This is a genomic window from Anaeromyxobacter sp. Red801, assembly GCF_049201065.2.
GTDB lineage: Bacteria > Myxococcota > Myxococcia > Myxococcales > Anaeromyxobacteraceae > Anaeromyxobacter.
Genome location: NZ_CM181236.1, coordinates 3,670,631 through 3,695,586, shown reverse-complemented (window position 1 = coordinate 3,695,586; position 24,956 = coordinate 3,670,631). Strand labels below are relative to the sequence as shown.

Here is a 24,956-nt window from a genome sequence, read left to right as displayed (position 1 = left end):
GCTACTCCGGCTCGATCGTCACGAGCAGCGGGTATTCCGCCTCGCGCGCCAGGTCCATCGTCTTCCGCGCCTTGGTCTCGGCGATCTCGTAGGGATAGATACCGGCGACCCCCACCCCGTGCATGTGAACGTGGAGCATGATCCGGTGGGCGGACTCCGGGTCGTGGTTGAAGACCGTCATCAGGACGTAATCCACGAACTCCTGCGTCGTGTAATGGTCGTTGTGCAGCAGTACCTTGTACAGCGGCGGGCGCTTCGTCTCCCGCTCCGCTCGCGTCTTGGGGACGACGACCTCCGTATCGCCCCCGGGACGGGTTCGCTCAGCCATGGCCGTCCATTCTAATGCGTCCGGCGGACCCGGCGCGCACCCGGAGGCCCCCCGCGCGCGGTCCGAGGGCTCCCCCGCAGGACCGAGCCGGCTGCTCGCCTTCTGCGCAGACCTCGCCTAGAGGTGGGGAATGCACGCCCTTCTCCTCGCACTCGTCGCCGCGGCCGGCGCCGCGGCCGCCCCGCTCGACCTCGCCCCGGTCCCGGGCCTCCCCAACCTGCTCCAGCTCGGCGTCCCCGAGGTTCCCCCGGAGGTGTCCGCCCGGCTCGAGCAGTACGAGAACGCGCGGGCCGCGGTGCTCCGCGACGTGTCGGCGGACGGCCGGGCCATGCTGGTGACGACGCGGTTCGGCAGCACCGCCCAGCTCCACCTCGTGGCGGCGCCGCTGGGCATGCGCGAGCAGCTCACCTTCGGCGACGAGCCGGTGTCCGACGCCGCGTTCCTGCCCGGCCGGCCGGAGAGCCTGCTCTACCTCCAGGACAAGGGCGGCGGGGAGTTCTTCCAGCTCTACCGCCTGGACCGGCGCACCGGCCGCTCCGAGCTGCTCACCGACGGCAGGAGCCGCCACCAGGACCTGGTGGTGTCGCCCGACGGGCGGCGCTTCGCGTACTCGGGCACCGGCCGGAACGGCAAGGACGCCGACGTGTACGTGGCCGAGGCGGAGCGGCCCGCCGCCGCGCGGCGCGTGGTGGAGGCCGAGGGGAGCTGGTCGCCGCTCGACTTCTCGCGCGACGGGCGCCGGCTGCTGGTGCGCCGCTACCGCGCCGCCTCCGACGCCGATCTCGAGCTGGTGGACCTCGCGACCGGCGCGCGGACGCCGCTGCTCGCCGGCAAGGGCTCGGTCGGCGGGGCCGCCTTCTCCGCCGACGGCAGGGCCGTGTACGCCATCACCGATCGCGGCGCCGATCACGCCGCGCTGGTCCGGGTGGACCTGGCGCGCCCGGCCGCGCCGCCGCGCCCGGTGGCGCCGGGGGTGGCGTGGGACGTGGAGCAGGTGGCGGTGGCGCGCGACGGCACCGTCGCCTTCACCGCCAACGCGGACGGCGTCTCGCTGCTCCACGCCATGGACCCGCGCACCGGGCGGCTGCGCGGCGTGCCGCTGCCCGGCCGCGGCGTCGCGACGATCCGCTTCCCGCCGGGCCGCGGCGACGTGCTCGCGGTCGGGCTGGTGAGCGCCACCTCGCCCTGGGACGCCTGGACCGTCGAGCTCCGCGGCGGCAAGGCGGTGCGCTGGACGCGCTCGGAGGTGGGCGGGCTCGATCCGGCCGGGTTCGTGGAGCCGGAGCTGGTCCGCTACCCCACCGCCGGCGGCGCCGAGGTGCCGGCCTTCCTGTACCGGCCGCGCGGCGGCGGGCGGGCGCCGGTGGTGGTGAACTGGCACGGCGGCCCCGAGGGCCAGCACCGGCCCGCCTTCAGCCCGCTGGTGCAGTTCCTGGTGGCGGAGCTGGGCGTGGCGGTGCTCCAGCCGAACGTGCGCGGCTCCGCCGGCTACGGGAAGGACTGGCTCGCGCTCGACGACGGCGTGCGCCGCGAGGAGGCGCTGAAGGACATCCCGGCCACGTTCCAGTTCATCGCGTCGCGGCCCGACCTCGACGCGGCCCGCGCCGTGGTGTGGGGCGGCTCCTACGGCGGCTACATGGTGCTCGCGACGCTCACGCTGTTCCCGGGCCTGGCGCGGGCCGGCGTGGACGTGGTGGGCATCTCCTCGCTGCCGAGCTTCCTCGAGAGCACGCAGGCGTACCGGCGCGACCTGCGCCGCGCGGAGTACGGCGACGAGCGCGTGCCGGAGGTGCGCGCGGTGCAGGAGCGGATCTCGCCGCTCGGCCGGGCCGGCGCCATCCGCGTGCCGCTGCTCGTCGTCCAGGGCGCGAACGACCCGCGCGTCCCGCGCTCCGAGGCGGAGCAGATCGTCCGGGCGGTGCGCGCGAACGGGCAGGAGGTCTGGTACGTCCTCGCGCTCGACGAGGGGCACGGCTTCAAGAGGAAGGAGAACCGCGACCACGCCGACGCGGTCACCGTCGCGTTCCTGCAGCGGATGCTGGGCGGCGCCCCGCCGGCGAGCGCGCAGCCGGGCGGCGCCCCGGCGCGCTGAGCGCCGCGTCCGGCGGGCCGGCCTAGGACGGCGGGCCCGCCGGCTCGAGCTGCCAGCGCCCGCGCAGCGTCGGCTGCTCCAGCGCGCGGGCGAGCCGCGCCAGGAACTCGGCGCGCGGGACCTCGCGCGCGCCGAAGCGGACCAGGTGCTCGGTCCGGACCTGGCAGTCCACCAGCTCGACGCCCGCCGACCGGAGCCACTCGACGGAGCGCACGAACGCGACCTTGGACGCGTCCGGCGCGTCCGCGAACATCGACTCGCCGAAACGCGGCGCCCAGCGAGACGCCGTACAGCCCGCCGGCGAGCGCGTCCCCCTCCCACGCCTCGAAGGAGTGGGCGAGGCCGAGGCGGTGCAGGCGCACGTAGGCGTCCACCATCTCGGCGGTGATCCAGGTGCCCTGCTGGCCCGGGCGGTCCCGCTCGGCGCAGCGCCGGATCACCCGCTCGAACGCCTCGTCGGCGCTCACGCGGTAGGTGCCGCGCCGGAGCGTCCGCTGCAGCGAGCGGGGCACGTGCAGCGCCGCGGGATCGAGCACCAGCCGCGGGTCCGGCGACCACCAGAGGATGGGGCTCTCCGCGTCGAACCAGGGGAAGATCCCCTCGGCGTAGGCGGTGAGGAGCCGCTCCGGCTCGAGGTCGCCGCCGACCGCCAGCAGCCCGTCGGGCTCCGCGAGCGCGGGGTCCGGGAACGCGGGCTCGCGGGACAGGCGGAAGATGGGCACGCCGGGATTGTAAGCGAGCCGCGGCCCGCACGGCGCGCCGCGCCGGACCGCGCTCGCCGGCGCCGCCGCGCCGCCTCGGAGGCCCCGCGCCGTCAGAACCGGCCGGAGAACGCCACGGTGGGCGGCGTCTTGATCACCGGGTCGCGCGCCGGGCTCCCCAGCCCGTCGAACGCCACCGGGCGGCGCACCGCGGCGTCCTCGCGCGCATCCAGGGTCGCGTGCACCGCGCCGAACGCGGCGCCCACGATGATGCCGATGCCGGCGCCCATCGACAGGTCCCGCTCCCAGTGGTCCCAGTCGTTCACGAGCGCGACGCCGGTGCCGACCAGCAGGCCGCCCACGCCGCCGTAGGCCGCGTCGGTGACGATCGTGCCGAGCGGGTTCCGGCGCTCGCGCGCGTACCGGTCCACCACGACCGGGCTGCCGTACGCGGGCGGCGGGTTCACCACCGTGGTGCTGGGCGGCTGCTCGCCGGAGCCGGTCCCCTGCGGCGGGTTCACCACCACCTGCTGCGACGCCGCCCCGCCGGGCGTGTTGTTGCCCGACGTCGCGGACGAGGACGAGGACGGCGCCGCGCCCGAGCTCGCCGAGGACGGCGCGGACGAGGGCGCCGATGACGACGGCGCCACCCCGGTCCCGCTCGCCGCGGGAGGCGGCGGCTGCGCCGGCGCCTGGGCCGGCGGCGGGGTCGCCTGCTGCGGCGGCGGGTAGTACGGCGGTGGCTGCTGCGCGGGCGCCTGCGCGCCGGCGGCGCCGGACGCCAGCATCGCCGCGACGATTGCCGATCCCCTGTCGAGCCTCATGCCATCCCCCCTCGGGCGCCCTGGGGCGCCGCGTGCCCAAAGCTGGGGCCTGCCCCCGCCGAGGCGCAAACCGGGGCGGGGGCGGGTGGGGGAGGGCTCGCCGCTCAGGAATGAAGCTCGACGAACTTCTTGATCGCCTGGCGAACGGACGCCTGCACCTTCGCCGGCACCTCGGGCATCGGCGCCGCCTTGCAGAGCGCCAGCGTGCGCTGGAGCGAGTCGCAGCGCGACTGGCAGGCCGGGCAGCCGGCCAGGTGCTTCTCCATGTCCGCGCACACGTTCGCGCTGATCTCGCCCTCGAGGTGGCGGGAGAAGAGCTGGACGATGTCCGGGCAGGCGACGCCGGGGCCGGCCGGCGCCTGGGCCGCCGGCGCCGCGGCCGCGGGCGCCTCCGGGATCCCGAGGAGCGGCACCAGCGCCTCGCGCACCGCCACCCGGGCCCGGTGGAGGCGGCTCTTCACCGCCTCCACGCTCAGCCCCATGACCTCGGCGACCTCCGGGGCGGAGAGCCCCTCCACGTCCCGGAGCACCAGCACCTCGCGGTACATGGGGTCCAGGCGGCCGATGGCGGTCTCGAGGGCCTGCTCGATCTGGCGCCCGGCGAGCGACTCGTCCGGCGTGCGCCCCGGGTCGGCCACCTGGCGGGCCTCGGCCCCCGGCTCGCGCTGGTCGAGCGAGGTCTCCTCGGCGGGCGCGAACTTGGAGCGGCGCCGCTTCTTGATGCAGAAGCTCCGGGCGATCGTGTACATCCAGGTCGAGACCGACGACGCGCCGCGGAAGTCCTTCACGGTCCGTGCAGCCGCGAGCAGCGTCTCCTGGAGAATGTCCTTCGCGTCCTCCGGATCCCGGCACATCTTGAGGCCAAAGCGGTAGACGCGCCGCTGGTGCCGCGTGAGCAGCTCGTCGAGCGCTCGACGGTCGCCGGTCCGGGCGCGGTCGATGAGGGTGGCGTCGCTGGTTTCCATGGTGTCGCCGTCCTTCCTAGTCCACCCGCGATCCCCTCACAAGCGCGCGGTCGTCGCGGGCCCGACCGGCGCCGCCGTTCACCCAGGGTGACGCACGCCGGGGCGTGGCCGGCCGGCGGGGGCGCCGTGCACCGATGGCGGAAGAGGTTTAGGGGGCGGGCAAGGGCCTCGCCCCTTTAGAGACCTTCCGTCGGTCGGAGGCGCCGAACAGTTTACGCCCCGGCGCGGGCCCCGGAACGTGGTGCAGCAGGACACGTCTGCCTCGGGGTGCGCGACCCACTCGATGAGCGCACTGTTCACACCGAGATCCAACGCTCTCTTCCGCCTGATCCTCGTCCTCCTGATCGCCGGCGCCGGCGGGACGGTCGCCGCGTTCATGGTGTACTGGCGCGTGCCGTACGGCACCGGCCAGCAGGAGCAGGTGGCGCAGCCGGTCCAGTTCGACCACCGGCACCACGTCCAGGACGACCTCATCGACTGCCGGTACTGCCACAGCACGGTGGACCGGGCGGCGAGCGCGGGCATCCCGTCCACGGAGCTCTGCCTGAACTGCCACGCGCAGGTCTGGAACAAGAGCCCGCTGCTCGACGTGGTGCGCGCGAGCTGGTTCGCGAACGAGCCCATCCGCTGGATGCGCGTCCACAAGCTCCCGGACTTCGTCTACTTCAACCACTCCATCCACGTGAACAAGGGCGTCGGCTGCGTCGAGTGCCACGGCCGCGTGGACCAGATGGCCGCCATCGAGCAGGTGCAGCCGCTGACGATGGGCTGGTGCCTCGACTGCCACCGCGACCCGTATCCCCGCCTCCGCCCGCCGGAGGAGGTCACCAACATGGCCTGGAAGCCGGACGGTGACCCCGCTGCGATCGGGAGGGAGATCGCGAAGAAGTACGACGTCAAACCCCGCACGAGCTGCTACACATGCCATCGCTAGGGCTTCCCATCTACGGACAGAAGCAGGGTGCGGGTCTCGACGCGCGCCGCTGGCGCAGCGTCGAGGAGGCCGCCGAGGCCAGGGAGGTGCCGCCGGGTGAGTTCCCGGACGACGCCGCCGCGGTCCCGGAGGGCTTCACGCGCCGCGGGTTCCTCCAGGTGCTCGGCGCCTCGGTGGCGCTGGCGGGCCTCGAGGCCTGCAAGCCGCCGCGCGAGAACGTGGTCTCCTACGTCCGGCCGCCGGCCGGCGTGACCCCGAGCGTGCCGAGCGCCTACGCCACCGTCGCGTCGCGCGGCGGCTACGCGGTGGGCCTGGTGGTCACCAGCCACGAGGGCCGGCCCACCAAGATCGAGGGCAACCGCGAGCACCCGTCGAGCCGCGGCGGCAGCGACGCCATGCTGCAGGCGTCGATCCTCGACCTCTACGACCCGCGCCGGCTGAAGGGCTTCACCCGCGCCGGGCGCCCGCTCGGGCTCGCCACGGTGCTGCGGGAGGTCTCCGCGCTGGCCCGGTCGCACGCGCAGGACGGCGGGGCGCGGCTCCGCTTCCTGGTCGAGCCGACCAGCTCGCCCGCGGTGGCCGACCTGCGCCGGCGGATCCTGGAGCGCTTCCCGAAGGCCCGCTTCGACGCGTGGGCCCCGGTGGGCGCCGACGCCGGGCGCGCCGGCGCGGCGCTCGCGTTCGGCAAGCCGCTCGACGCCTCCGCGTCGCTGACCGACGCGGACGTGATCCTCTCGCTCGAGTCGGACTTCCTGGCGCTCGAGGGCGACAGCCTGCGGCTGGCGCGCGAGTTCGGCGCGCGGCGGACCGCCGAGCGCATGAACCGGCTCTACGTGGCCGAGTCGGCGTACACCGTCACCGGCGGCGCCGCCGACCACCGCTTCCGCATGCGCTCCGCCGACGTGCTCGGGTTCGGGCGCGCCGTCGCCGCGGAGCTCGCCGCGAAGCACGGCCTCTCGCAGCTCGCGCCGCTCGGCGCGCCGGCCGGGGGCGAGCGCGCGAAGGCGGCGGCGGCGGTCGCGGCCGACCTGGCGAAGGCGCGCGGCCGCTCGGTGGTGCTCGCCGGCGACCGGCAGCCCGCCGCGGTGCACGCGCTCGCGGCGGCGCTGAACGACGCGCTCGGGAACGCCGGCAAGACGGTCGCCTACCGCCCCACCGCGCTGCTCGACCCGGCCGCCGGGCCGGACCGGCTGCGCGCGCTCGCGAGCGAGCTCGAGGCCGGCAAGGTGGACGCGCTGGTGGTGACCGCCTGGAACCCGGCGCACACCGCGCCCGCCGACGTCCCGCTCCGCAAGCTGCTCCCGAAGGCGAAGGACACGATCGCGCTCGCGCTCCGCGAGGACGACACGGTCCGGGCCGCCACCTGGAAGATCGCGGCCACCCACCCGCTGGAGGCCTGGGGCGACCTGCGCGCCGCCGACGGCACCGCCTCCATCCAGCAGCCGCTCATCGCGCCGCTGCACGAGTCGATGAGCGAGCTCGAGCTGCTCGCCGCGTTCCTCGACGAGGGCGACCACGGCAGCTGGCGGATCGTCCGCGAGGGCTGGCGCCGCCGGGCCGGCGCGGCCGGGTTCGACGGCCGCTGGGACGGCTGGCTCGCCGCGGGCGTGGTCGCGGGCAGCGCCGTGCCGCCCGAGGCCGTGCAGGCGGACCTGGGCCGCGTCGCCGAGGCGGTGCGCGCGGTGCCCGCGCCGGGCGCCGGGCTCGAGCTCGGCTTCGCCGCCGACTACAAGGTGCTCGACGGGCGCTTCCTCGAGAACGCCTGGCTGCAGGAGTACCCGCACCCGGTCACCAAGCTGACCTGGGACAACGCCGCGCAGCTCTCGGCCGCCACCGCGAAGCAGCTCGGCGTCGCGTCGGGCGACCTCGTCGAGCTGTCGTGGAAGGGCCGCACGCTCACCGCGCCGGCGCTGGTGGTCCCGGGCCACGCCGACGGGTCGGTGCTGCTCACGCTCGGCTACGGGCAGGCGGTGGCCGGGCCGGTGGGGAAGGGCGTGGGCCACGACGCCTACGCGCTCCGCACCTCCGACGCGCCCTGGTTCGGCGCCGGCGTGGAGATCCGCAAGACCGGCAAGCGGCACGCGCTCGCCACCACGCAGGAGCACTTCTCGATGGAGGGCCGGGCCATCGCGCTCGCGCTCGACGCGCCGGAGCTCGCCCACGCGAAGCACGAGCTGGACGAGCACCGCGGCCCGCAGCCCACCATCCACGAGCCGGTGGACTACTCGAAGAACGAGTACCGCTGGGGCATGGCCATCGACCTGTCGCGCTGCATCGGCTGCGGCGCGTGCACGGTCGCCTGCCAGGCCGAGAACAACATCCCGGTGGTCGGCAAGGAGCAGGTGCTCCGCAGCCGCGAGATGCACTGGCTGCGGGTGGACCGCTACTTCGAGGGCCCGGTCGAGGACCCCGCCTCCGTCTCCCAGCCGCTCGCGTGCGTGCACTGCGAGGCGGCGCCCTGCGAGTACGTGTGCCCGGTGAACGCCACCGTGCACTCGGAGGAGGGGCTGAACGAGATGGTCTACAACCGGTGCGTCGGGACCCGGTACTGCTCGAACAACTGCCCGTACAAGGTGCGCCGCTTCAACTGGCTCGACTGGCACGGGACGCTCGAGCCGACCGAGAAGATGGTGCACAACCCCGACGTCACCGTCCGCGCGCGCGGCGTGATGGAGAAGTGCACCTACTGCACGCAGCGCATCGAGCACGCGCGCATCGACGCGCGCTCGAACGGCCGGAAGATCGGCGGCGACGAGGTGGTCTCGGCCTGCCAGCAGGCCTGCCCCACCGAGGCGATCGTCTTCGGCAACCTGAACGACCCCGGCTCGGCGGTGTCGAGGCGGCACGCGGACGCGCGGCGCTACGACCTGCTGCACGAGCTCGGGACCCGGCCGCGCACCGCCTACCTCGTCAAGCTCCGCAACCCGAACCCCGACCTCGCATGACCACCGCGACCAAGACGATCGAGCGCGTCGATCCGCTCGAGACCTCGCCCGTGCTGGTCGGCCGCCCCGACGACCGGGCGCTGACCGACAGCCTGCTCGAGCCGGTGCTGGGGCCGACGAAGAAGGGCTGGCTGGTGATGCTGGTCCTGTTCGGCGGCGGGATGGCCTTCTGGCTCCTGTCGCTCTACATGACCCTGTTCGTGGGCATCGGGGTGTGGGGCAACAACATCCCGGTCGCCTGGGCCTACGACATCACCAACTTCGTCTGGTGGATCGGCATCGGCCACGCCGGCACGCTCATCAGCGCCATCCTGCTCCTGTTCCAGCAGAAGTGGCGCACCTCCATCAACCGGTTCGCGGAGGCGATGACGCTGTTCGCGGTGGCCATGGCCGGCGCGTACCCGGTCATCCACCTCGGCCGCCCCTGGCTGTTCTGGTGGCTCATCCCGTACCCCGCCACCACGCAGATCTGGCCGAACTTCAAGAGCGCGCTCCCCTGGGACGTGTTCGCGATCTCGACCTACGCCACGGTCTCCTTCCTGTTCTGGTACCTCGGGCTCATCCCCGACCTCGCCACGCTGCGCGACGCGGCCAGGACCCGCGCCCAGCGCGTCGTCTACGGGATCATGTCCTTCGGCTGGCGCGGCTCGGCGCGCCACTGGCAGCACTGGCGCATCGGCTACCTGCTCATGGCCGGCCTGTCCACGCCGCTGGTGGTGTCGGTGCACACCATCGTGTCGTTCGACTTCGCCATCTCGCAGCTGCCGGGCTGGCACACCACCATCTTCCCGCCCTACTTCGTGGCCGGCGCCATCTTCAGCGGCTTCGCGATGGTGATGACGCTGATGATCCCGGCGCGGAAGGTGTTCAAGTTCGAGCACGTCGTCACCGCGCGCCACCTCGACAACATGGCGAAGGTGATCCTCGCGACCGGCCTGATGGTCACCTACGGCTACGTGATGGAGTGGTTCATCGCGTGGTACTCGGGCAGCGAGGCCGAGTGGTTCGCCTTCTACAACCGCGTGGTCGGCGACTACAAGCTCGTCTACGCGATGCAGATCTTCTGCAACGTGGTGGCGCCGCAGGTGTTCTGGGTGCCCGCGCTGCGGCGGAACGTGATGGTGCTGTTCCTCGTCTCCGTGCTGGTGAACTTCGGCATGTGGGCGGAGCGCTTCGTCATCATCGCGGTGACGCTCACCCGCGACTTCATCCCCGGCTCCTGGGCGAACTACACGCCGACCTGGGTCGACTGGGGCCTGCTGTTCGGGTCGATGTCCACCTTCGCCGTCCTGTTCCTCCTGTTCCTGCGCTTCCTGCCGGCCATCCCCATCTCCGAGGTGAAGGAGCTCCGCCGCGAGCTGGAGCACCAGGATCACCACGCGGCCGGGGGCGGGCAGGCGGTGGCGCGGGGCGCGCACGCGGAGCGGGCATGAAGAGCTACGTCCTGGGAGAGTTCGGCGCCGAGGCCGCGCTCCTCGACGCGGCGCGCACGCTGCGCGCGCGCGGCGGGGCCACCCTCGACCTCCACTCGCCGTACCCGCTGCACGGCGCCGAGGAGGCGCTGGGGCTGCGCAAGTCCACCGTGCCGCTGGTGGCGCTGGTGGCCGGGATCACCGGCGCGGTCTCCGGGTACCTGCTGCAGTGGTACACGGTCGGCTACGCCTGGCCGCTCAACGTCGGCAACCGGCCCCCGCACAGCGCGCCCGCGTTCATCCCGGTCACCTTCGAGCTCGGCGTGCTGTTCTCCGCGCTCGCCATCTTCGTGGGCCTGCTCGCCGTCTACTTCGGCTTCCCGCGCGTCCACCACCCGGTGTTCGAGGTGGAGGCGTTCCGCTCCGCCAGCATCGACGGCCTGTGGCTCTCGGCCGAGGTGGAGGCCGGCGACGCCGACGCGGTCGCGGCGGAGCTGCGCCGGCTCGGCGCGCGCCTGGTCTCGGTCGTCCCGGAGGGGAAGTGAGATGACCCGCCGCCTCGCCCTCTTCCTGCCGCTCCTCGCGCTGACCGCCTGCCCGCGGCTCGACCCGATGCAGCGCCAGCAGAAGTACAAGGCCTACCAGTCCAGCGAGTACTACGCGAACGGCCTCGCCATGCGGCACCCGCCGGCCGGCACCGTCCCGTACGGCCCACGGCTCGACCCGGCCGTCGCCACCGGCCGCGGCCCCGACGGCCGCCCGGTGCAGCTCCTGCCGGTGGCGGTGGACGCGAAGCTGCTCGCGCGCGGGCGCCAGCGCTTCGACGTGAGCTGCGCGGTGTGCCACGGCGTGCTCGGCGACGGCGAGAGCCAGGTCGCCATGAACATGTCGCTGCGCCGGCCGCCCTCGCTCCACCTCTACCGCGATCGCCCGGACGGCTACATCTACCAGGTGATCACCGAGGGCTTCGGGCTCATGCCCTCGTACGCCGCCGAGCTCCCGGTGCAGGACCGCTGGGCCATCGTGGCGTACGTGCGCGCCCTCCAGCTCAGCCAGAACGCATCGCTCGACCAGGTGCCGCCCGACGCCCGCGAGCAGCTCCAGAAGGAGGGGCGATGACCCTCACCCCGTACCTGGGCGGCCGGCGCCTCATGACGATGGCCGCCGCCGCCGGCGCGGCGGGCCTCGTCGTCACCGCGCTCGGCGCGGTGGTCGGCGACCCGCGGCGCGTGCTCTACGCCTACCTCGTCGCGTTCGTGTACTGGCTGGGCCTGGCGCTCGGCGCGCTCCTCCTGCTCGGCGCGCTGCACGCGTCCAACGCGCGCTGGCCGGTGGTGCTGCGCCGCTTCCTCGAGCACCTCCCGGCGGTGATCCCGCTGTTCGTGGTGCTGTTCGTCCCCATCCTGCTCGGCCGCGGCCACCTGTTCCCGTGGGTGGACCCGCACGGCCTGGAGGGCGAGGTCCTCCACGCCGTCGAGCAAGAAGCCCTGGCTCAACGTGCCGTTCTTCGTGGTGCGGGCGGCGATCTACTTCGCCTGCTGGATCCTCGTCGCGCACCTGCTGCGCGCCTGGTCCCTGCGCCAGGACGCGGTCGGCGGGCACGACCTGACCCGCCGCCAGCGGGCGCTCGGGGCGGGCTCGCTCCCGTTCGTGGCGCTCACGCTCACGTTCGCGGCGTTCGACTGGATGATGTCGCTCGACCCGCGCTTCTTCTCGACCATCTTCGGCGTGTACTGGTTCGCCGGCAGCTTCGTGGGCGCGTTCGCGGTGGTCATCATCGCGGCCAACGCCACGCGGGTCGATCCGAACCAGTTCGGCGCGCACATGAACACCGAGCACTTCCACGCGCTCGGCAAGTTCCTGCTCGCCTTCACCGCCTTCTGGGCCTACGTCGCGTTCTCGCAGTTCATGCTCATCTGGATCGCGAACGTGCCCGAGGAGGTGCCCTGGTACATCCTCCGCATCGAGGGCGGGTGGAAGGCGGTCGGCGTCTTCCTCGCGCTGTTCCACTTCCTGGTGCCGTTCTTCCTGCTCATGAACCGCGCCATCACCCGCGTCCCGGGCCGGCTGGCCAAGGTCGCGGCCTGGATCCTGTTCGTCCACTGGATCGACCTCTACTGGCTCGTGATGCCCCACCTCGACCCGGGCGGCCCGCGCCCGTCGCTGTGGGACCTCTCCGCCTTCGTGGGCGTGGGCGGCGTCACCGTGGCGTTCGCGCTCGTCCGCATGCGCGGCACGGTGGCGGTCCCGGTCCGCGATCCCTACCTCGAGGACTCGCTGAGGTACCTGCCGCAATGAGCGACCACGTCGAACACGCCCACGGGGTCCGGTCCGAGGAGGACCGGATCGACACCGGCAAGATCATCGCGGTCGGCGTGGCCGCGCTGGTGGTCTTCTTCATCGGCTCCTACGCCGCCATCGCCTACCTGCAGGACCTCCGCGCCTCGCGCGAGGGGCCGCCCATCCCGCCCGAGATCGGCCAGAACAAGATCGGCATGGTGGAGCAGCAGCTGTTCGAGCTCTCGGTGCGCGGCGAGCGCGATCGCACCGCCCGCCGCCAGCGGCTCGCCTCGTACGGCTGGGTGGACCGCGGCGCCGGCGTGGTGCACCTGCCCATCGACCGCGCCATGGACCTGGTGGCGCAGGGGATCCGCCCCATGCCCGCGCCGCCGGTCGAGCCGGTGCCGTCGCAGGCGCCCGACCTCGGGCCGGGCCCGGGAGGCCAGCCGTGACCCGCGCGACGCTCCGGCGCGCCGGGGCCGGCCTGGCGCTCGCGGCCGCCGCGGCGCTGCTCGCCCCCGCCCCGGCGGGCGCCCAGTTCTGGCGCCAGCGCGAGGGCGGCGCGGGGCCCTCGCCCGACGTGCCGCCGGTCGCCCTCGAGGACGTCCGCGTCGAGGAGCGGCTCGGCGCGGCGATCCCGCTCGACGTGCCCTTCACCGACTGGAAGGGCCAGCCCTTCGCGCTGCGCCAGGCCTTCGACGGCAAGAAGCCCGTGGTGGTCGCGCTGGTCTACTACGACTGCCCCATGCTCTGCGGCCTGATCCTCTCCGGCATGGGCAAGGCCATGCGCGAGAACGGGCTCGAGCTGGGCCGGGACTACCAGGCCGTCACCATCTCCTTCGATCCGGAGGAGGGGCCGGCGCTCGCCGCCGAGCGGCGGCGCGGCTACCTGCAGTCGATGGGCCGCCCGGACGCGGGGACGGACTGGCCGTTCCTGGTCGGGACGGCGGAGGCGTCGCGGAAGGTCTCCGACGCGCTCGGCTTCTACTACAAGAAGGACCCCGCCTCCGGCGAGTGGGCCCACCAGGCGGCGATCTTCGTCCTCACGCCGGAGGGGAAGGTCTCCCGCTACCTGTACGGCATCGACTACCCGCCCAAGGACTTCCGGCTGGCGGTCGTCGAGGCCGCCAGCGGCAAGGTCGGCACCAGCTTCGATCGCTTCCTCCTCACCTGCTACCGGTACGACCCCGCCTCGCGGAAGTACGAGCCGTACGCGTTCGGCATCGTGCGCGCCGGCGCGGGCGTGGCGCTGGTGGCCCTCACCGGCCTGATCGCCACGCTGGTCTGGCGCGAGCGGCGGGCCAAGGCGAGGCAGACCGCATGAACGACCTCCTGCGAAGAATGCTGTTCCTCCCCGACCAGGCGAGCGACTACGCGCGCCAGGTCGACGGGCTCCACTACTTCGTCATCATCACCACCATGGTGGCGGCGGCGGGCGTGTTCGCCACCGCGATCTACTTCTTCGTGCGGTACCGCCGCCGGTCCGACACCGACGTCACCCCCCGCGTCGAGCCGAAGGCCATCCACGAGGTGATCTTCGTGGGGCTGCCGCTGGCGTTCTTCCTGGTGTGGTTCGCCATCGGCTTCCCGCAGTTCGCGAAGCTGCAGTCGCCGCCCAAGGACGCCATGGACGTCTACGTCCAGGGCAAGAAGTGGATGTGGAAGTTCGCGTACCCGAGCGGCCCGAACTCGGTGGACGTGCTGCGCGTCCCCGCCGGCCGCCCGGTGCGGCTGCTCATCACCTCGCGCGACGTGATCCATTCGTTCTACGTGCCGGCGCTCCGGGTGAAGCAGGACGCGCTCCCGGGCCGCTACACGCAGACCTGGTTCAACGCCGATCGGCCCGGCCGCTACGAGATCTTCTGCGCCGAGTACTGCGGCCTGGCGCACTCCGGGATGATCGGCGAGCTGGTGGTGATGCCGCCGGAGGAGTTCGACCAGTGGCTCGCCACGCAGGGCCGCGGCGTGGCCGGGTCGCAGGACGGCGCGCCCATCGCCGGCGAGCCGGTGCGCCGGGCGTCCAACGTCATCGAGGAGGGCCGGCGGCTGGCGGGCGAGCAGGGCTGCCTGAAGTGCCACTCGGTGGACGGCACGCGCCACATCGGGCCGACCTGGGTGGACCTCTACCAGCGGAACGAGAAGCTCCAGAGCGGGAAGAGCGTGCAGGCCGACGAGGGGTATCTCACCAAGTCGATGATGGATCCCGCCGCGGACCTCGTGGCGGGCTACCAGAACGTGATGCCGACCTACCAGGGCAAGCTCGCGCCGCCCGAGGCGGCCGCCATCGTCGAATACATCAAGTCCTTGAAGACCCCGGCGGTCCAGAGCGGTCCGTCGGAGGGCCCGGTCTATGAGTCCATCCCACGCAAGTGACGTTCCCGTGTACAACCCGCGGAACTACCTCAACTCGCCCGCGACCGGCCTGAAGTCCTGGCTGCTGACCCAGGACCACAAGCGGATCGGGGTGATGTTCCTGGTGGCGGCGTCGGTGTTCTTCGCCGTCGGCGGCCTGTTCGCCATGCTCATCCGGATCGAGCTGCTCACGCCCGGTCCGACGATCATGGACGCGATGACGTACAACCGCCTGTTCACGCTCCACGGCGTGGTCATGATCTTCCTGTTCATGATCCCGGCCATCCCGAGCGGCTTCGGCAACTTCCTCGTGCCGCTCATGCTCGGCGCGAAGGACGTCGCGTTCCCAAGCTGAACCTCCTCAGCTTCTACCTCTACATGCTCGGCGCGGTGGTCGCGCTCTACGGCATGATCCACGGCGGCGCCGACACCGGCTGGACGTTCTACACGCCGTACTCGACCACCACCGTCACCAAGGTCGTGCCGATCCTGCTCGGCGCGTTCATCCTCGGGTTCTCGTCGATCCTCACCGGCCTGAACTTCATCGTCACCACGCACACCATGCGGGCGCCGGGGATCGGCTGGAACCGGGTGCCGCTGTTCGTGTGGTCGATCTACGCGACCAGCATCATCCAGATCCTCGCCACGCCGGTGCTGGGCATGACGCTGCTGCTGGTGGCGGTGGAGAACGCGTTCGGCTGGGGCATCTTCGATCCGGCCCGCGGCGGCGACCCGGTGCTGTTCCAGCACTTCTTCTGGTTCTACTCGCACCCCGCCGTCTACATCATGGTGCTCCCGGCCATGGCGGTGATCTCCGAGGTGGTCTGCGCGTTCTCGCGCAAGAACATCTTCGGCTACAAGGCGGTCGCGTACTCGTCGCTGGGCATCGCCTTCGTCGGCTTCTTCACCTGGGGCCACCACCTCTTCGTCTCCGGCCAGTCGGCGTTCGACGCGGGCGTGTTCGGCATCCTCTCGATGTTCGTGGGCATCTTCACGGCCATCAAGGTCTTCAACTGGACCGCCACGCTGTACCAGGGGTCGATCGCGTTCAAGACGCCGTTCGCCTACTTCGTCGGCTTCCTGTTCTTCCTGGTGTTCGGCGGGATGACCGGCGTGGCGGTCGCGACCGTGTCGCTCGACGTCCACTGGCACGACACCTACTTCGTGGTGGCGCACTTCCACTTCATCATGGTGGGCGCGACGGTGATGGCGTTCCTCGCCGCGCTCCACTACTGGTTCCCGAAGATCACCGGCCGCATGTACCCGGAGGGCTGGGGGCTGGTGGGCGCGGTGATGGTGATCCTGGGCTTCAACTTCACCTTCATCCCGCAGTTCCTGCTCGGGAACGAGGGCATGCCGCGCCGGTACTTCTCCTACCCGGAGCGGTTCTGGGCGCTGAACGTCGCCTCCACCGCCGGCGCGTCGGTGCTGGCGATGGGGCTCGTCATCGTGCTCGTCTACCTGCTGGTCGCGCTGAAGTGGGGCCCGATCGCCGGCCCGAACCCGTGGCACTCGCGCGGCTACGAGTGGGACACCGCCTCGCCGCCGCTCCCCGAGAACTTCGAGGAGACCCCCGTCTACACGCGCGGACCGCACGAGTACGACGAGGAGTCGTACGCCAACCCTCCACCGGTCGCCCCCGAGCCGAAGCATGCAAGCTAGCCCGCTGGCACACCATTTCGAGAACATCGAGAAGCAGTCGCACGCCGAGCGGCTCGGCATGTGGCTGTTCCTCGCCTCCGAGGTGCTGCTGTTCACCGCGCTGTTCGCGGCGTACGCGGTGTACCGGTACCTCTACTCGGACGCGTTCGCCGAGGCGAGCCGCGCCATCGAGACCTGGTTCGGCCTGGTCAACACCGTCATCCTGGTGACCAGCTCGTTCACGGTCGCGCTCGGCCTGAACGAGGCGGTGAAGGGGAACGGCAGGAAGACCGGGCTCTGGTTCGCCGTGTCGGTCGCCTTCGCGCTCGCCTTCCTCGCGCTGAAGGCGGTGGAGTACAGCCACCACTTCCAGGAGGGGCAGCTCCCGGGCCGCTACTACTCCTTCCACGAGCTGCAGGCGCCGGGCGCGTCGCTGTTCTTCTCGCTCTACTTCCTCATCACCGGCCTGCACGGCGTCCACGTGATCGTCGGCATGACGATCCTGGCGGTGGTGGGGGTGAAGGCGGCGCGCGGCAAGTACACGGCGACGTACCACACGCCGGTCGAGCTGGCCGGCCTCTACTGGCACCTCGTCGACCTCATCTGGATCTTCGTCTTCCCCCTCATCTACCTCGTGTAGGGAGCGACACCTCCATGGCCGACCCCCGATCGATCGCGCACGAGGAGCACCAGGCCACGCACCACGCGCACGGCATGCGCTACGTGGTGGTGTGGATCGTCCTGCTCGTGCTCACCGTCGTCACCTACGCCGCCTCGCGCGTCCACCTGCCCGGCGGCTGGCACGTGGCGGTGGCGCTGCTCATCGCCATCGCCAAGGGCGCGCTGGTGGCGCTGTTCTTCATGCACCTGTGGGATCAGCGGGGTGCGAACCGCCTGATCTTCGTCACCTCGCTCGCGTTCGTGGCGCTGCTCATCGGGCTCACCATCCTCGACAACGCCACCCGGTTCCCGCTCGCGAACCCGCCCGGCAGCGCCGGCGCGCTGCCGTGGGGCGGCGCGGACCGCGATCCGCCGAAGCTCCCGTAGCGCCCGCGCCCGGCGCCTCCGCCCGTCCCGCTCCCCGGTGGCCCCGCGCCGCCGGGGAGCGTCCGTCTCCGGGCCCGCCCGGCCGCCGGCGCGCCCGGCCCGCGCCCGGCGCTCGCCAAGCTCCCCGGCCGCGCCCCGGGCGCTCCGCCCCGCGCCGCTCGCGATCCGGCGGGCGCGTTCGCATCTCTGATGCGGCGCCCCGCGGCGCGCCGGCAGCGGCGGCGCGGCGGGACGCGGGAGCCGCACCTTGCGAGCCATCGGTCACCGCACCTGGGCCATCCCGGAGGGCTACCTGCCGCCCCGGGAGCGGCCGGAGCCCCGCGCGCTGGAGAGCCACGAGGCCGCCTGCGTGCTGAACGCCGGCGACGAGGACGCGCACCTCGAGCTCCGCGTGTTCTTCGCCGACCGCGAGCCGGCCGGGCCGTACCGGCTGACGGTCGGCGCCCGGCGCACGCTGCACCTGCGGCTCGACGACCTGCGCGACCCGGAGCCCATCCCGCGCGGCACCGACTACGCCACGGTGATCCGGTCCGACGTGCCGGTGGTGGTGCAGCACACCCGCCTCGACGCGCGCCGCGCCGAGAGCGCGCTCATGACCACGCTCGCGTGGGCGGCGGACGAGGAGGGCGCATGACGGTCGGCGAGTTCCTGCTGCGGCGGCTGGTGGAGTGGGGCGTCCGCCGCGTGTTCGGCTACCCGGGCGACGGGATCAACGGGATCCTCGGCGCGTTCCGGACGGTGGACGCGCTGCGGTTCACGCAGGTCCGCCACGAGGAGATGGCGGCGTTCATGGCCTGCGCGCACGCGAAGTTCACGGGCGAGGTGGGCGTGTGCCTGGCCACCTCCGGTCCGGGCGCCATCCACCTCCTGAACGGCCTCTACGACGCGCGCATGGACCACCAGCCGGTCGTCGCCATCGTGGGCCAGACCGCGCGCGCGGCCATGGGCGGCGCGTACCAGCAGGAGGTGGACCTGCCCGCGCTGTTCAAGGACGTGGCGCGCGAGTACGTGCAGACGCTGATGGTGCCCTCGCAGGCCCGTCACCTGGTGGACCGCGCGGTGCGCATCGCGCGGGCCGAGCGGACCGTCACGGCCATCGTGGTGCCGAGCGACGTGCAGGGCCTGGACTACGCGCCGCCCCCGCACGCGCACGCCACCGTCCACAGCGGGGTGGGCTGGGAGGCGCCGCGGGTGGTGCCCGCCGACCGCGACCTGCGCCGCGCGGCGGAGGTGCTGAACGCGGGGCGCCGGGTGGCCATGCTGGTGGGCGCCGGCGCGCTCGGCGCCGCGCGCGAGGTCGCCGAGGTGGCCGACGTGCTCGGCGCCGGGGTCGCGAAGGCGCTGCTCGGCAAGGCGGTGCTGCCCGACGACCTGCCCTGGGTGACCGGCTCCATCGGCCTGCTCGGCACCAAGCCCTCCTGGAACCTGATGAGCGGCTGCGACACGCTGCTCATGGTCGGCTCCTCGTTCCCGTACCCGGAGTTCCTGCCGAAGGAGGGCCAGGCGCGCGGCGTCCAGGTGGACCTCGACGGCCGCATGCTCTCCATCCGCTACCTGATGGAGGTGAACCTGGTGGGCGACGCGGCCGAGACGCTGCAGGCGCTCCGCCCGCTGCTGCGGCGCAAGGAGGACACCTCCTGGCGCGAGAAGGTCGAGTCCGACGTGCGCCGCTGGTGGAAGGTGCTGGAGGCGCGCGCCATGAACCCGGCCACGCCGGTGAACCCGCAGCGCGTCTTCTGGGAGCTGTCGCCGCGCCTGCCCGACCGCGCCATCCTCTCGGCCGACTCCGGGTCGTCCGCGAACTGGTACGCGCGCGACGTGCGCCTGCGCGAGGGGATGCTCGCGTCGCTCTCCGGCAACCTCGCGACAATGGGACCGGCGGTGCCGTACGCCATCGCCGCCAAGTTCGCCTACCCGGACCGCGTGGTGGTGGCGCTGGCGGGCGACGGCGCCATGCAGATGAACGGGCTCGCCGAGCTCGCCACCATCTCGCGCTACTGGCGCGAGTGGTCCGACCCGCGCCTGGTGGTGCTGGTGCTCGACAACCGCGACCTCAACCAGGTGACCTGGGAGCAGCGGGTGATGGAGGGGGACCCGAAGCTCGAGGCGTCCCAGGACCTGCCGCCGGTGGACTACGCGGGCTTCGCGGCGTCGCTGGGCCTCGCGGCGGTGAGGATCGAGCGGCCGGAGGAGATCGGGCCGGCCTGGGACCGCGCGTTCGCGGCGGACCGGCCGTGCCTGGTGCAGGCCCGCACCGATCCGAACGTCCCGCCGCTGCCGCCGCACGTCACGCTGGAGCAGGCGAAGGGCTACCTCGAGGCGATCCTGAAGGGCGACCCGGATCGCGGCGCGATGATCGTGCGCTCGTGGCGCGACGCGCTGGAGGGCGTGCTGCCCCACCGGAAGGGCTGACGTGGCGCTCGGCCAGGCCACCGTGGAGCGGGTGCACGCGGCCGCGTACCGCGTGCCCACCGACGCGCCGGAGTCGGACGGCACGCTGGCCTGGGACGCGACCACGCTGGTGGTCGCGGAGGCGGAGGGCGGCGGCGCGCGCGGGCTCGGCTACACGTACGCGGACGCGGCCGCCGCCGCGGTGGTGAACGGGCTGCTCTCGGAGGCGGTGCGCGGCGCGGACGCGCTCGACGCGCCGGCCGCGAGCCGGGCCATGCGCCGCGCGCTGCGCAACGCCGGGCCCGCCGGCGTCGGCGGCATGGCGCTGTCGGCGGTGGACGCGGCGCTGTGGGACCTGCACGCGAGGCTGCTCGGGGTGCCGCTCCTCGCGCTGCTGGGCCGGGCGCGGCCGGCGGTGCCGGCGTACGGGAGCGGCGGCTTCTGCTCCTACGCGCCGGAGCGGCTGCGCGAGCAGCTCGGCGGCTGGGCGGCGGCGGGGTTCCCCGCCGTGAAGATGAAGGTGGGCCGCGACCCGCGCGCGGATCCGGAGCGGGTGCGCGCGGCGCGGGAGGCGGTCGGCGCGGCGGGGCTGTTCGTGGACGCGAACGGCGCCTACGGGCGCAAGCAGGCCCTCGCGCTCGCCGGCGCGTTCGCGGACGAGGGCGTCACCTGGCTGGAGGAGCCGGTGCCCTCCGACGACCTGGCCGGCCTGCGCCTGGTCCGGGAGCGCGCGCCCGCCGGGATGGACGTGGCGGCGGGCGAGTACGGGCACGACCCGGCCTACTTCCGCCGCATGCTCGAGGCCGGCGCGGTGGACGTGCTGCAGGCGGACGCGACCCGCTGCGGCGGGGTGACCGGCTTCCTGGCCGCCGCGGCGGTCGCGGCGGCGTTCGGCGTGCCGCTCTCGTCGCACTGCGCGCCGTCGCTCCACGCGACGCTCATGTGCGCGGTGGAGCGGGCCGCGCACCTGGAGTGGTTCCACGATCACGTGCGCATCGAGGGGATGCTGCTCGAGGGCGCGCCGCGCCCGTCCGGCGGCGCGCTCGCGCCCGACCTCTCGCGGCCGGGGCTGGGGCTCGAGCTCCGCGCGCGCGACGCCGAGCGGTTCGCGGTGGCCTGACGCGGGGTGGAGGGGGAGGGGCGATGGAGCATCCGGAGGCGGGCGGGCGGTACCTCATCCCTGGGCTGGGCCGGTCGGCGGACCCGGCGGCGCGCCTGCGCGCCGAGCGCGAGCCGTACCGGCGCGGCGCGCCGGTGCCCGCCGAGGCCGCGCGGGCGCTGGCGAGCGACCTCGCGCGCGCGGTCGAGGGCGAGGTGCGGTTCGACGACGGCGCGCGCGCGCTGTACGCGACCGACGGGTCCAACTACCGGCAGGTGCCGATCGGCGTGGTGGTCCCGCGCACGGTGGACGACGTCGTCGCGACCGTCGCCACCTGCCGCGCGCACGGCGCGCCGGTCCTCTCGCGCGGCGGCGGCACGAGCCTGGCGGGGCAGTGCTGCAACGTGGCGGTGGTGATGGACTTCTCGAAGTACCTCTGCCGCGTGCTGGAGCTCGACCCGGCGCGGCGCCTGGCGCGCGTCGAGCCGGGGTGCGTGCTCGACGTGCTCCGCGCCGCCGCGGAGCGCCACCACCTCACCTTCGGCCCCGACCCGTCCACGCACAGCCACTGCACGCTGGGCGGGATGATCGGGAACGACTCCTGCGGCGTGCACTCCATGATGGCCGGCCGGACCGCGGACAACGTGCGCCGGCTCGAGGTGCTCACCTCCGACGGCCTGCGCACCTGGGTGGGCGAGACCTCCGACGCGGAGCGCGAGGCGGTGGTGCGCGCCGGCGGGCGGAAGGGGGCGCTCTACGCCGGGCTCGCGGCGCTGCGCGACCGGGTGGCGGGCGAGGTGCGGGCCCGGTACCCGCGCATCCCCCGGCGCGTCTCCGGCTACAACCTGGACGAGCTGCTGCCCGAGCGCGGCTTCCACCTGGCGCGCGCGCTCACCGGCAGCGAGGGCACGCTGGTCACGTTCCTGCAGGCGGAGGTCCGGCTGGTGGACAGCCCGCCGGCGCGCGCGCTGCTCGTGCTCGGCTTCGCGGACGTGTTCGCGGCGGCCGATCGCGTCCCGGAGGTGGCGGCGCTCGGGCCCATCGGCCTCGAGGGGATCGACGAGCGGCTGGTGGAGGACATGCGCCGCAAGCGCCTCCACCCGGAGCGGCTCCGCCTGCTCCCGGACGGCCGCGGGTGGCTGCTGGTGGAGTTCGGCGGCGCCGATCGCGCCGAGGCCGAGGCGAGCGCGCGCCGCTGCATGGACGCGCTCGGCCGCGGCCCGGGCGCCCCCGCCATGAAGCTCTACGACGACCCCGCGGAGGAGGCGATCGTCTGGAAGGTGCGCGAGTCCGGGCTGGGCGCGACCGCGCGCGTCCCGGGCCGGCCGGACGCGTGGGAGGGGTGGGAGGACTCGGCCGTGGCGCCGGAGCGGCTCGGCGAGTACCTGCGCGCCTTCGACCGGCTGCTGCACGGCTTCGGCTACCACGGCGCGCTGTACGGGCACTTCGGCCAGGGCTGCGTCCACACCCGCATCGACTTCGACCTGACCACCGCGCCGGGGATCGCGCGCTACCGCGCCTTCGTCGAGGCGGCCGCGGACCTGGTGGTCTCGCAGGGCGGCTCGCTCTCCGGCGAGCACGGCGACGGCCAGTCGCGGGGCGAGCTGCTGGCGAAGATGTTCGGGCCGCGGCTGGTGGACGCGTTCCGCGACTTCAAGCGGCTCTGGGACCCGGGGTGGCGGATGAACCCGGGCAAGAAGGTGGACCCCTACCGGCTCGACGAGAACCTGCGGCTCGGGGCCGGCTACGTGGAGCTCCGCCCGCGCACCGCGTTCGCCTTCCCGGAGGACCAGGGCAGCTTCGGCCGGGTGGCGGCGCGCTGCGTGGGCGTGGGCGAGTGCCGGCGCGACGAGGGCGGCGTGATGTGCCCGAGCTACCGGGTGACGCGGGAGGAGAAGCACTCCACCCGCGGCCGGGCGCACCTGCTGCACGAGCTGATGCTGGGGGACCCGCTCCGCGGCGGCTGGCGCTCGCCCGAGGTGGCCGACGCGCTGCACCTGTGCCTCGCCTGCAAGGGCTGCAAGAGCGACTGCCCGATGAACGTGGACATGGCCACGTACAAGGCCGAGTTCCTCTCGCACCACTACCGCGGCCGCCCGCGACCGCGCGCCGCGTACTCCATGGGCCTGGTGGCCTGGTGGGCGCGCGCCGCGTCGCTCGCGCCGGGGCTGGCGAACGCGCTGGCGCGCACGCCGGGCCTCTCGGCGCTGGCCCGGCGCGCCGGAGGGATCGCCCCCCAGCGCGCGCTGCCGGCGTTCGCGCCGGTGACGTTCCGGCGCTGGTTCGCGCGCCGGCGCGCGGCGGCGCCGGCCTCCATGGCCGGGCGAGGGCGGACGGTGCTGCTGTTCCCGGACACCTTCACCGACTTCTTCCACCCGGAGATCGGCGTCGCGGCGGTGGAGGTGCTGGAGGCCGCCGGCTGGCGGGTGCGCATCCCGCGCCGGCGCCTGTGCTGCGGACGCCCGCTCTACGACCACGGCATGCTCGACCTGGCGCGGCGGCTGCTCCGGCAGGACCTGGACGCGCTGGCCCCCGAGGCCGAGGCCGGCACGCCGGTGGTCGTGCTCGAGCCGAGCTGCGCGGCGGTGTTCCGCGACGAGCTGCCCAACCTGCTGCACGGCGACCGGCGCGCCGACGCGCTCGCCGGCCGGACGCGGCTCCTCTCCGAGCTGGTGGACGAGGCCGGCGACGGCTTCCCGGTGCCGCGGCTCGACCGCCGCGCGCTCGTGCAGGTCCACTGCCACCACCACGCGGTGATGGGCGAGGAGGCCGAGCGGAGGGTGCTCGCGCGCATGGGCGTCGACGCCGAGGTGCTCGACGCGGGCTGCTGCGGGATGGCGGGCTCGTTCGGCTTCGAGGCGGGCGACCGCTACCGCGTGTCGATGGCGGTGGGCGAGCGCGGCGTCCTCCCCGCGGTGCGGCGCGCCCCGGCGCACGAGCTGGTGCTCGCCGACGGGTTCTCCTGCCGGACGCAGATCGAGCAGGGCACCGGCCGCCGCGGGCTCCACCTCGCCGAGGCGCTGAGGCTGGCGGCGGAGCCCGGCGCCGCCGCGCTGGACGCGGAGGCGTGGGCGCGCGCCCGGCGGCCGCGGCGGACGGCGCGGGACGTCGTCCGCGAGGCGGCGCTCGTCGGCGCGGCCGCGGCCGTGCTCGCCGGGGCCGGCTACGCGGGCAGCGTGGCGAGGACGCGCTCGTAGGCGGCCGCGTCCGCCGCCGAGAAGCAGCAGAACACGGCCCGCTGCACCGGGCCGCCGGCCTCGAGCGCGCGCCGCACCTCGTCCACCGCGATGGGCGTGGCCCGCTCGATGGGGAAGCCGTAGGCGCCGGTCGAGATGGCCGGGAACGCGATCGAGCGGAGCCCGTGCTCGGCGGCGAGGCGCATCGAGGCGCGGTAGCAGGACGCGAGCGCGGCGTCCTCGCCCGCGCCGCCGCCCCGCCACACCGGGCCGACCGCGTGGATCACGTGGCGCGCCGCGAGGCGGAAGCCCGGGGTGATCTTCGCCTCGCCGGTGCGCGCGCCGCCCAGCGTCCGGCACGCCTCGAGCAGCTCCGGGCCGGCGGCGCGGTGGATGGCCCCGTCCACGCCGCCGCCCCCGAGCAGCGAGGCGTTCGCCGCGTTCACGATGACGTCCACCTGCAGGCGCGTGATGTCCCCCTGCACGAGCGCGATGCGGCCGCCGAGCCAGGTCCGGTCCATGCTGCCCTCGTAGCCACGCGCGGCGCGCGCGGCAAGCGGGCGGGGGGAGATCCCTGCGCCGCCGGGCCGCAGGCGCGCGCCGGCGAACGGCCGCACGGAATGCGCGCCGGCCCGGGACGGCCCCGGCGCCGGGCCCGGCGCGGAGCCAGGCGCGGAAAAGCACCGCGGGGCCGCGAAGGTGCGCGGGGATGCGGCGCGGCGCACGCACCGTGCGGGCAGCCGGCGCGCAATTCGTGCACGCAAGGTCG

General features: G+C 74.0%; 19 protein-coding genes and 3 pseudogenes. 17 read left to right on the top strand and 5 right to left on the bottom strand.

Annotated features, from left to right (window positions below; translation table 11 throughout):
- Position 1: 1 nt before the first annotated feature.
- On the bottom strand, positions 2-328 hold the full coding sequence (locus ACOQFB_RS17015; protein ID WP_059436443.1) for an ATP-dependent Clp protease adaptor ClpS: 327 nt from the start codon (positions 326-328) through the stop codon (positions 2-4).
- Positions 329-458: 130 nt separating this feature from the next.
- On the opposite strand from ACOQFB_RS17015, the gene ACOQFB_RS17010 reads away from it, so the two are divergent.
- On the top strand, positions 459-2,420 hold the full coding sequence (locus tag ACOQFB_RS17010; RefSeq protein WP_059436442.1) for a S9 family peptidase: 1,962 nt from the start codon (positions 459-461) through the stop codon (positions 2,418-2,420).
- Between the two features lie 22 nt (positions 2,421-2,442).
- On the opposite strand, the pseudogene aat reads toward ACOQFB_RS17010, so the two are convergent.
- The 3 genes and pseudogenes from aat to ACOQFB_RS16995 all read right to left on the bottom strand — a co-directional run bounded on the left by aat (position 2,443) and on the right by ACOQFB_RS16995 (position 4,910).
- A pseudogene (gene aat, locus ACOQFB_RS17005) lies at positions 2,443-3,142 on the bottom strand (leucyl/phenylalanyl-tRNA--protein transferase).
- A 92-nt stretch (positions 3,143-3,234) separates the two neighbouring features.
- Complete coding sequence (locus ACOQFB_RS17000) at positions 3,235-3,945, bottom strand: hypothetical protein (RefSeq protein ID WP_421609798.1); 711 nt, start codon at positions 3,943-3,945, stop codon at positions 3,235-3,237.
- Positions 3,946-4,049: 104 nt separating this feature from the next.
- Positions 4,050-4,910: a sigma-70 family RNA polymerase sigma factor gene (locus tag ACOQFB_RS16995; protein ID WP_421609799.1), complete on the bottom strand. Its 861-nt coding sequence runs from the start codon at positions 4,908-4,910 to the stop codon at positions 4,050-4,052.
- Between the two features lie 283 nt (positions 4,911-5,193).
- Between ACOQFB_RS16995 and ACOQFB_RS16990 the strand changes: the two genes are divergently transcribed.
- From ACOQFB_RS16990 to ACOQFB_RS16915, 16 genes and pseudogenes are all read left to right on the top strand, one after another.
- Positions 5,194-5,844 (top strand): cytochrome c3 family protein, encoded by a 651-nt coding sequence (locus tag ACOQFB_RS16990; RefSeq protein WP_011419853.1) that lies wholly within the window; start codon positions 5,194-5,196, stop codon positions 5,842-5,844.
- A complete protein-coding gene (locus ACOQFB_RS16985) occupies positions 5,832-8,789 on the top strand; it encodes a Fe-S-cluster-containing hydrogenase (protein WP_421609800.1) in 2,958 nt (985 codons plus the stop codon). The genes ACOQFB_RS16990 and ACOQFB_RS16985 overlap by 13 nt, the downstream gene beginning before the upstream one ends.
- Complete coding sequence (gene nrfD / locus ACOQFB_RS16980) at positions 8,786-10,222, top strand: NrfD/PsrC family molybdoenzyme membrane anchor subunit (RefSeq protein WP_059436437.1); 1,437 nt, start codon at positions 8,786-8,788, stop codon at positions 10,220-10,222. Before ACOQFB_RS16985 ends, nrfD begins: the two co-directional genes overlap by 4 nt.
- Entirely contained in the window at positions 10,219-10,746 is a 528-nt protein-coding gene (locus tag ACOQFB_RS16975; protein ID WP_011419856.1) for a DUF3341 domain-containing protein, read from the top strand. The genes nrfD and ACOQFB_RS16975 overlap by 4 nt, the downstream gene beginning before the upstream one ends.
- Position 10,747: 1 nt before the next feature.
- Complete coding sequence (locus ACOQFB_RS16970) at positions 10,748-11,320, top strand: c-type cytochrome (RefSeq protein WP_059436436.1); 573 nt, start codon at positions 10,748-10,750, stop codon at positions 11,318-11,320.
- Positions 11,317-12,499, top strand: a pseudogene (locus ACOQFB_RS16965) (hypothetical protein). Before ACOQFB_RS16970 ends, ACOQFB_RS16965 begins: the two are co-directional and overlap by 4 nt.
- Positions 12,496-12,933: a hypothetical protein gene (locus ACOQFB_RS16960; protein ID WP_059436434.1), complete on the top strand. Its 438-nt coding sequence runs from the start codon at positions 12,496-12,498 to the stop codon at positions 12,931-12,933. Before ACOQFB_RS16965 ends, ACOQFB_RS16960 begins: the two are co-directional and overlap by 4 nt.
- On the top strand, positions 12,930-13,805 hold the full coding sequence (locus tag ACOQFB_RS16955) for an SCO family protein (RefSeq protein WP_059436433.1): 876 nt from the start codon (positions 12,930-12,932) through the stop codon (positions 13,803-13,805). Before ACOQFB_RS16960 ends, ACOQFB_RS16955 begins: the two co-directional genes overlap by 4 nt.
- Positions 13,802-14,854 carry a cytochrome c oxidase subunit II gene (gene coxB / locus ACOQFB_RS16950; protein ID WP_059436432.1) on the top strand — a complete coding sequence of 351 codons (1,053 nt, stop codon included), beginning with the start codon at positions 13,802-13,804 and terminating at the stop codon, positions 14,852-14,854. The genes ACOQFB_RS16955 and coxB overlap by 4 nt, the downstream gene beginning before the upstream one ends.
- Positions 14,832-16,495, top strand: a pseudogene (locus tag ACOQFB_RS16945) (cbb3-type cytochrome c oxidase subunit I). Before coxB ends, ACOQFB_RS16945 begins: the two are co-directional and overlap by 23 nt.
- Complete coding sequence (locus tag ACOQFB_RS16940) at positions 16,485-17,114, top strand: cytochrome c oxidase subunit 3 family protein (RefSeq protein ID WP_059436430.1); 630 nt, start codon at positions 16,485-16,487, stop codon at positions 17,112-17,114. Before ACOQFB_RS16945 ends, ACOQFB_RS16940 begins: the two are co-directional and overlap by 11 nt.
- Positions 17,115-17,128: 14 nt before the next feature.
- Positions 17,129-17,521, top strand: coding sequence for a cytochrome C oxidase subunit IV family protein (locus ACOQFB_RS16935; protein WP_059436429.1), 393 nt, complete (start codon positions 17,129-17,131; stop codon positions 17,519-17,521).
- A 247-nt stretch (positions 17,522-17,768) separates the two neighbouring features.
- A complete protein-coding gene (locus ACOQFB_RS16930) occupies positions 17,769-18,155 on the top strand; it encodes a sensory rhodopsin transducer (RefSeq protein ID WP_059436428.1) in 387 nt (128 codons plus the stop codon).
- Positions 18,152-19,933, top strand: coding sequence for a thiamine pyrophosphate-requiring protein (locus ACOQFB_RS16925; protein ID WP_421609803.1), 1,782 nt, complete (start codon positions 18,152-18,154; stop codon positions 19,931-19,933). The genes ACOQFB_RS16930 and ACOQFB_RS16925 overlap by 4 nt, the downstream gene beginning before the upstream one ends.
- A gap of 1 nt (position 19,934) precedes the next feature.
- On the top strand, positions 19,935-21,032 hold the full coding sequence (locus ACOQFB_RS16920) for an enolase C-terminal domain-like protein (protein ID WP_059436426.1): 1,098 nt from the start codon (positions 19,935-19,937) through the stop codon (positions 21,030-21,032).
- Between the two features lie 23 nt (positions 21,033-21,055).
- A complete protein-coding gene (locus ACOQFB_RS16915) occupies positions 21,056-24,208 on the top strand; it encodes an FAD-binding and (Fe-S)-binding domain-containing protein (RefSeq protein ID WP_421609804.1) in 3,153 nt (1,050 codons plus the stop codon).
- Here ACOQFB_RS16915 and ACOQFB_RS16910 read toward each other — a convergent pair.
- Positions 24,175-24,708 carry an O-acetyl-ADP-ribose deacetylase gene (locus tag ACOQFB_RS16910; protein WP_059436424.1) on the bottom strand — a complete coding sequence of 178 codons (534 nt, stop codon included), beginning with the start codon at positions 24,706-24,708 and terminating at the stop codon, positions 24,175-24,177. The two genes, ACOQFB_RS16915 and ACOQFB_RS16910, sit on opposite strands and share 34 nt — an antisense overlap.
- Positions 24,709-24,956: the final 248 nt, after the last annotated feature.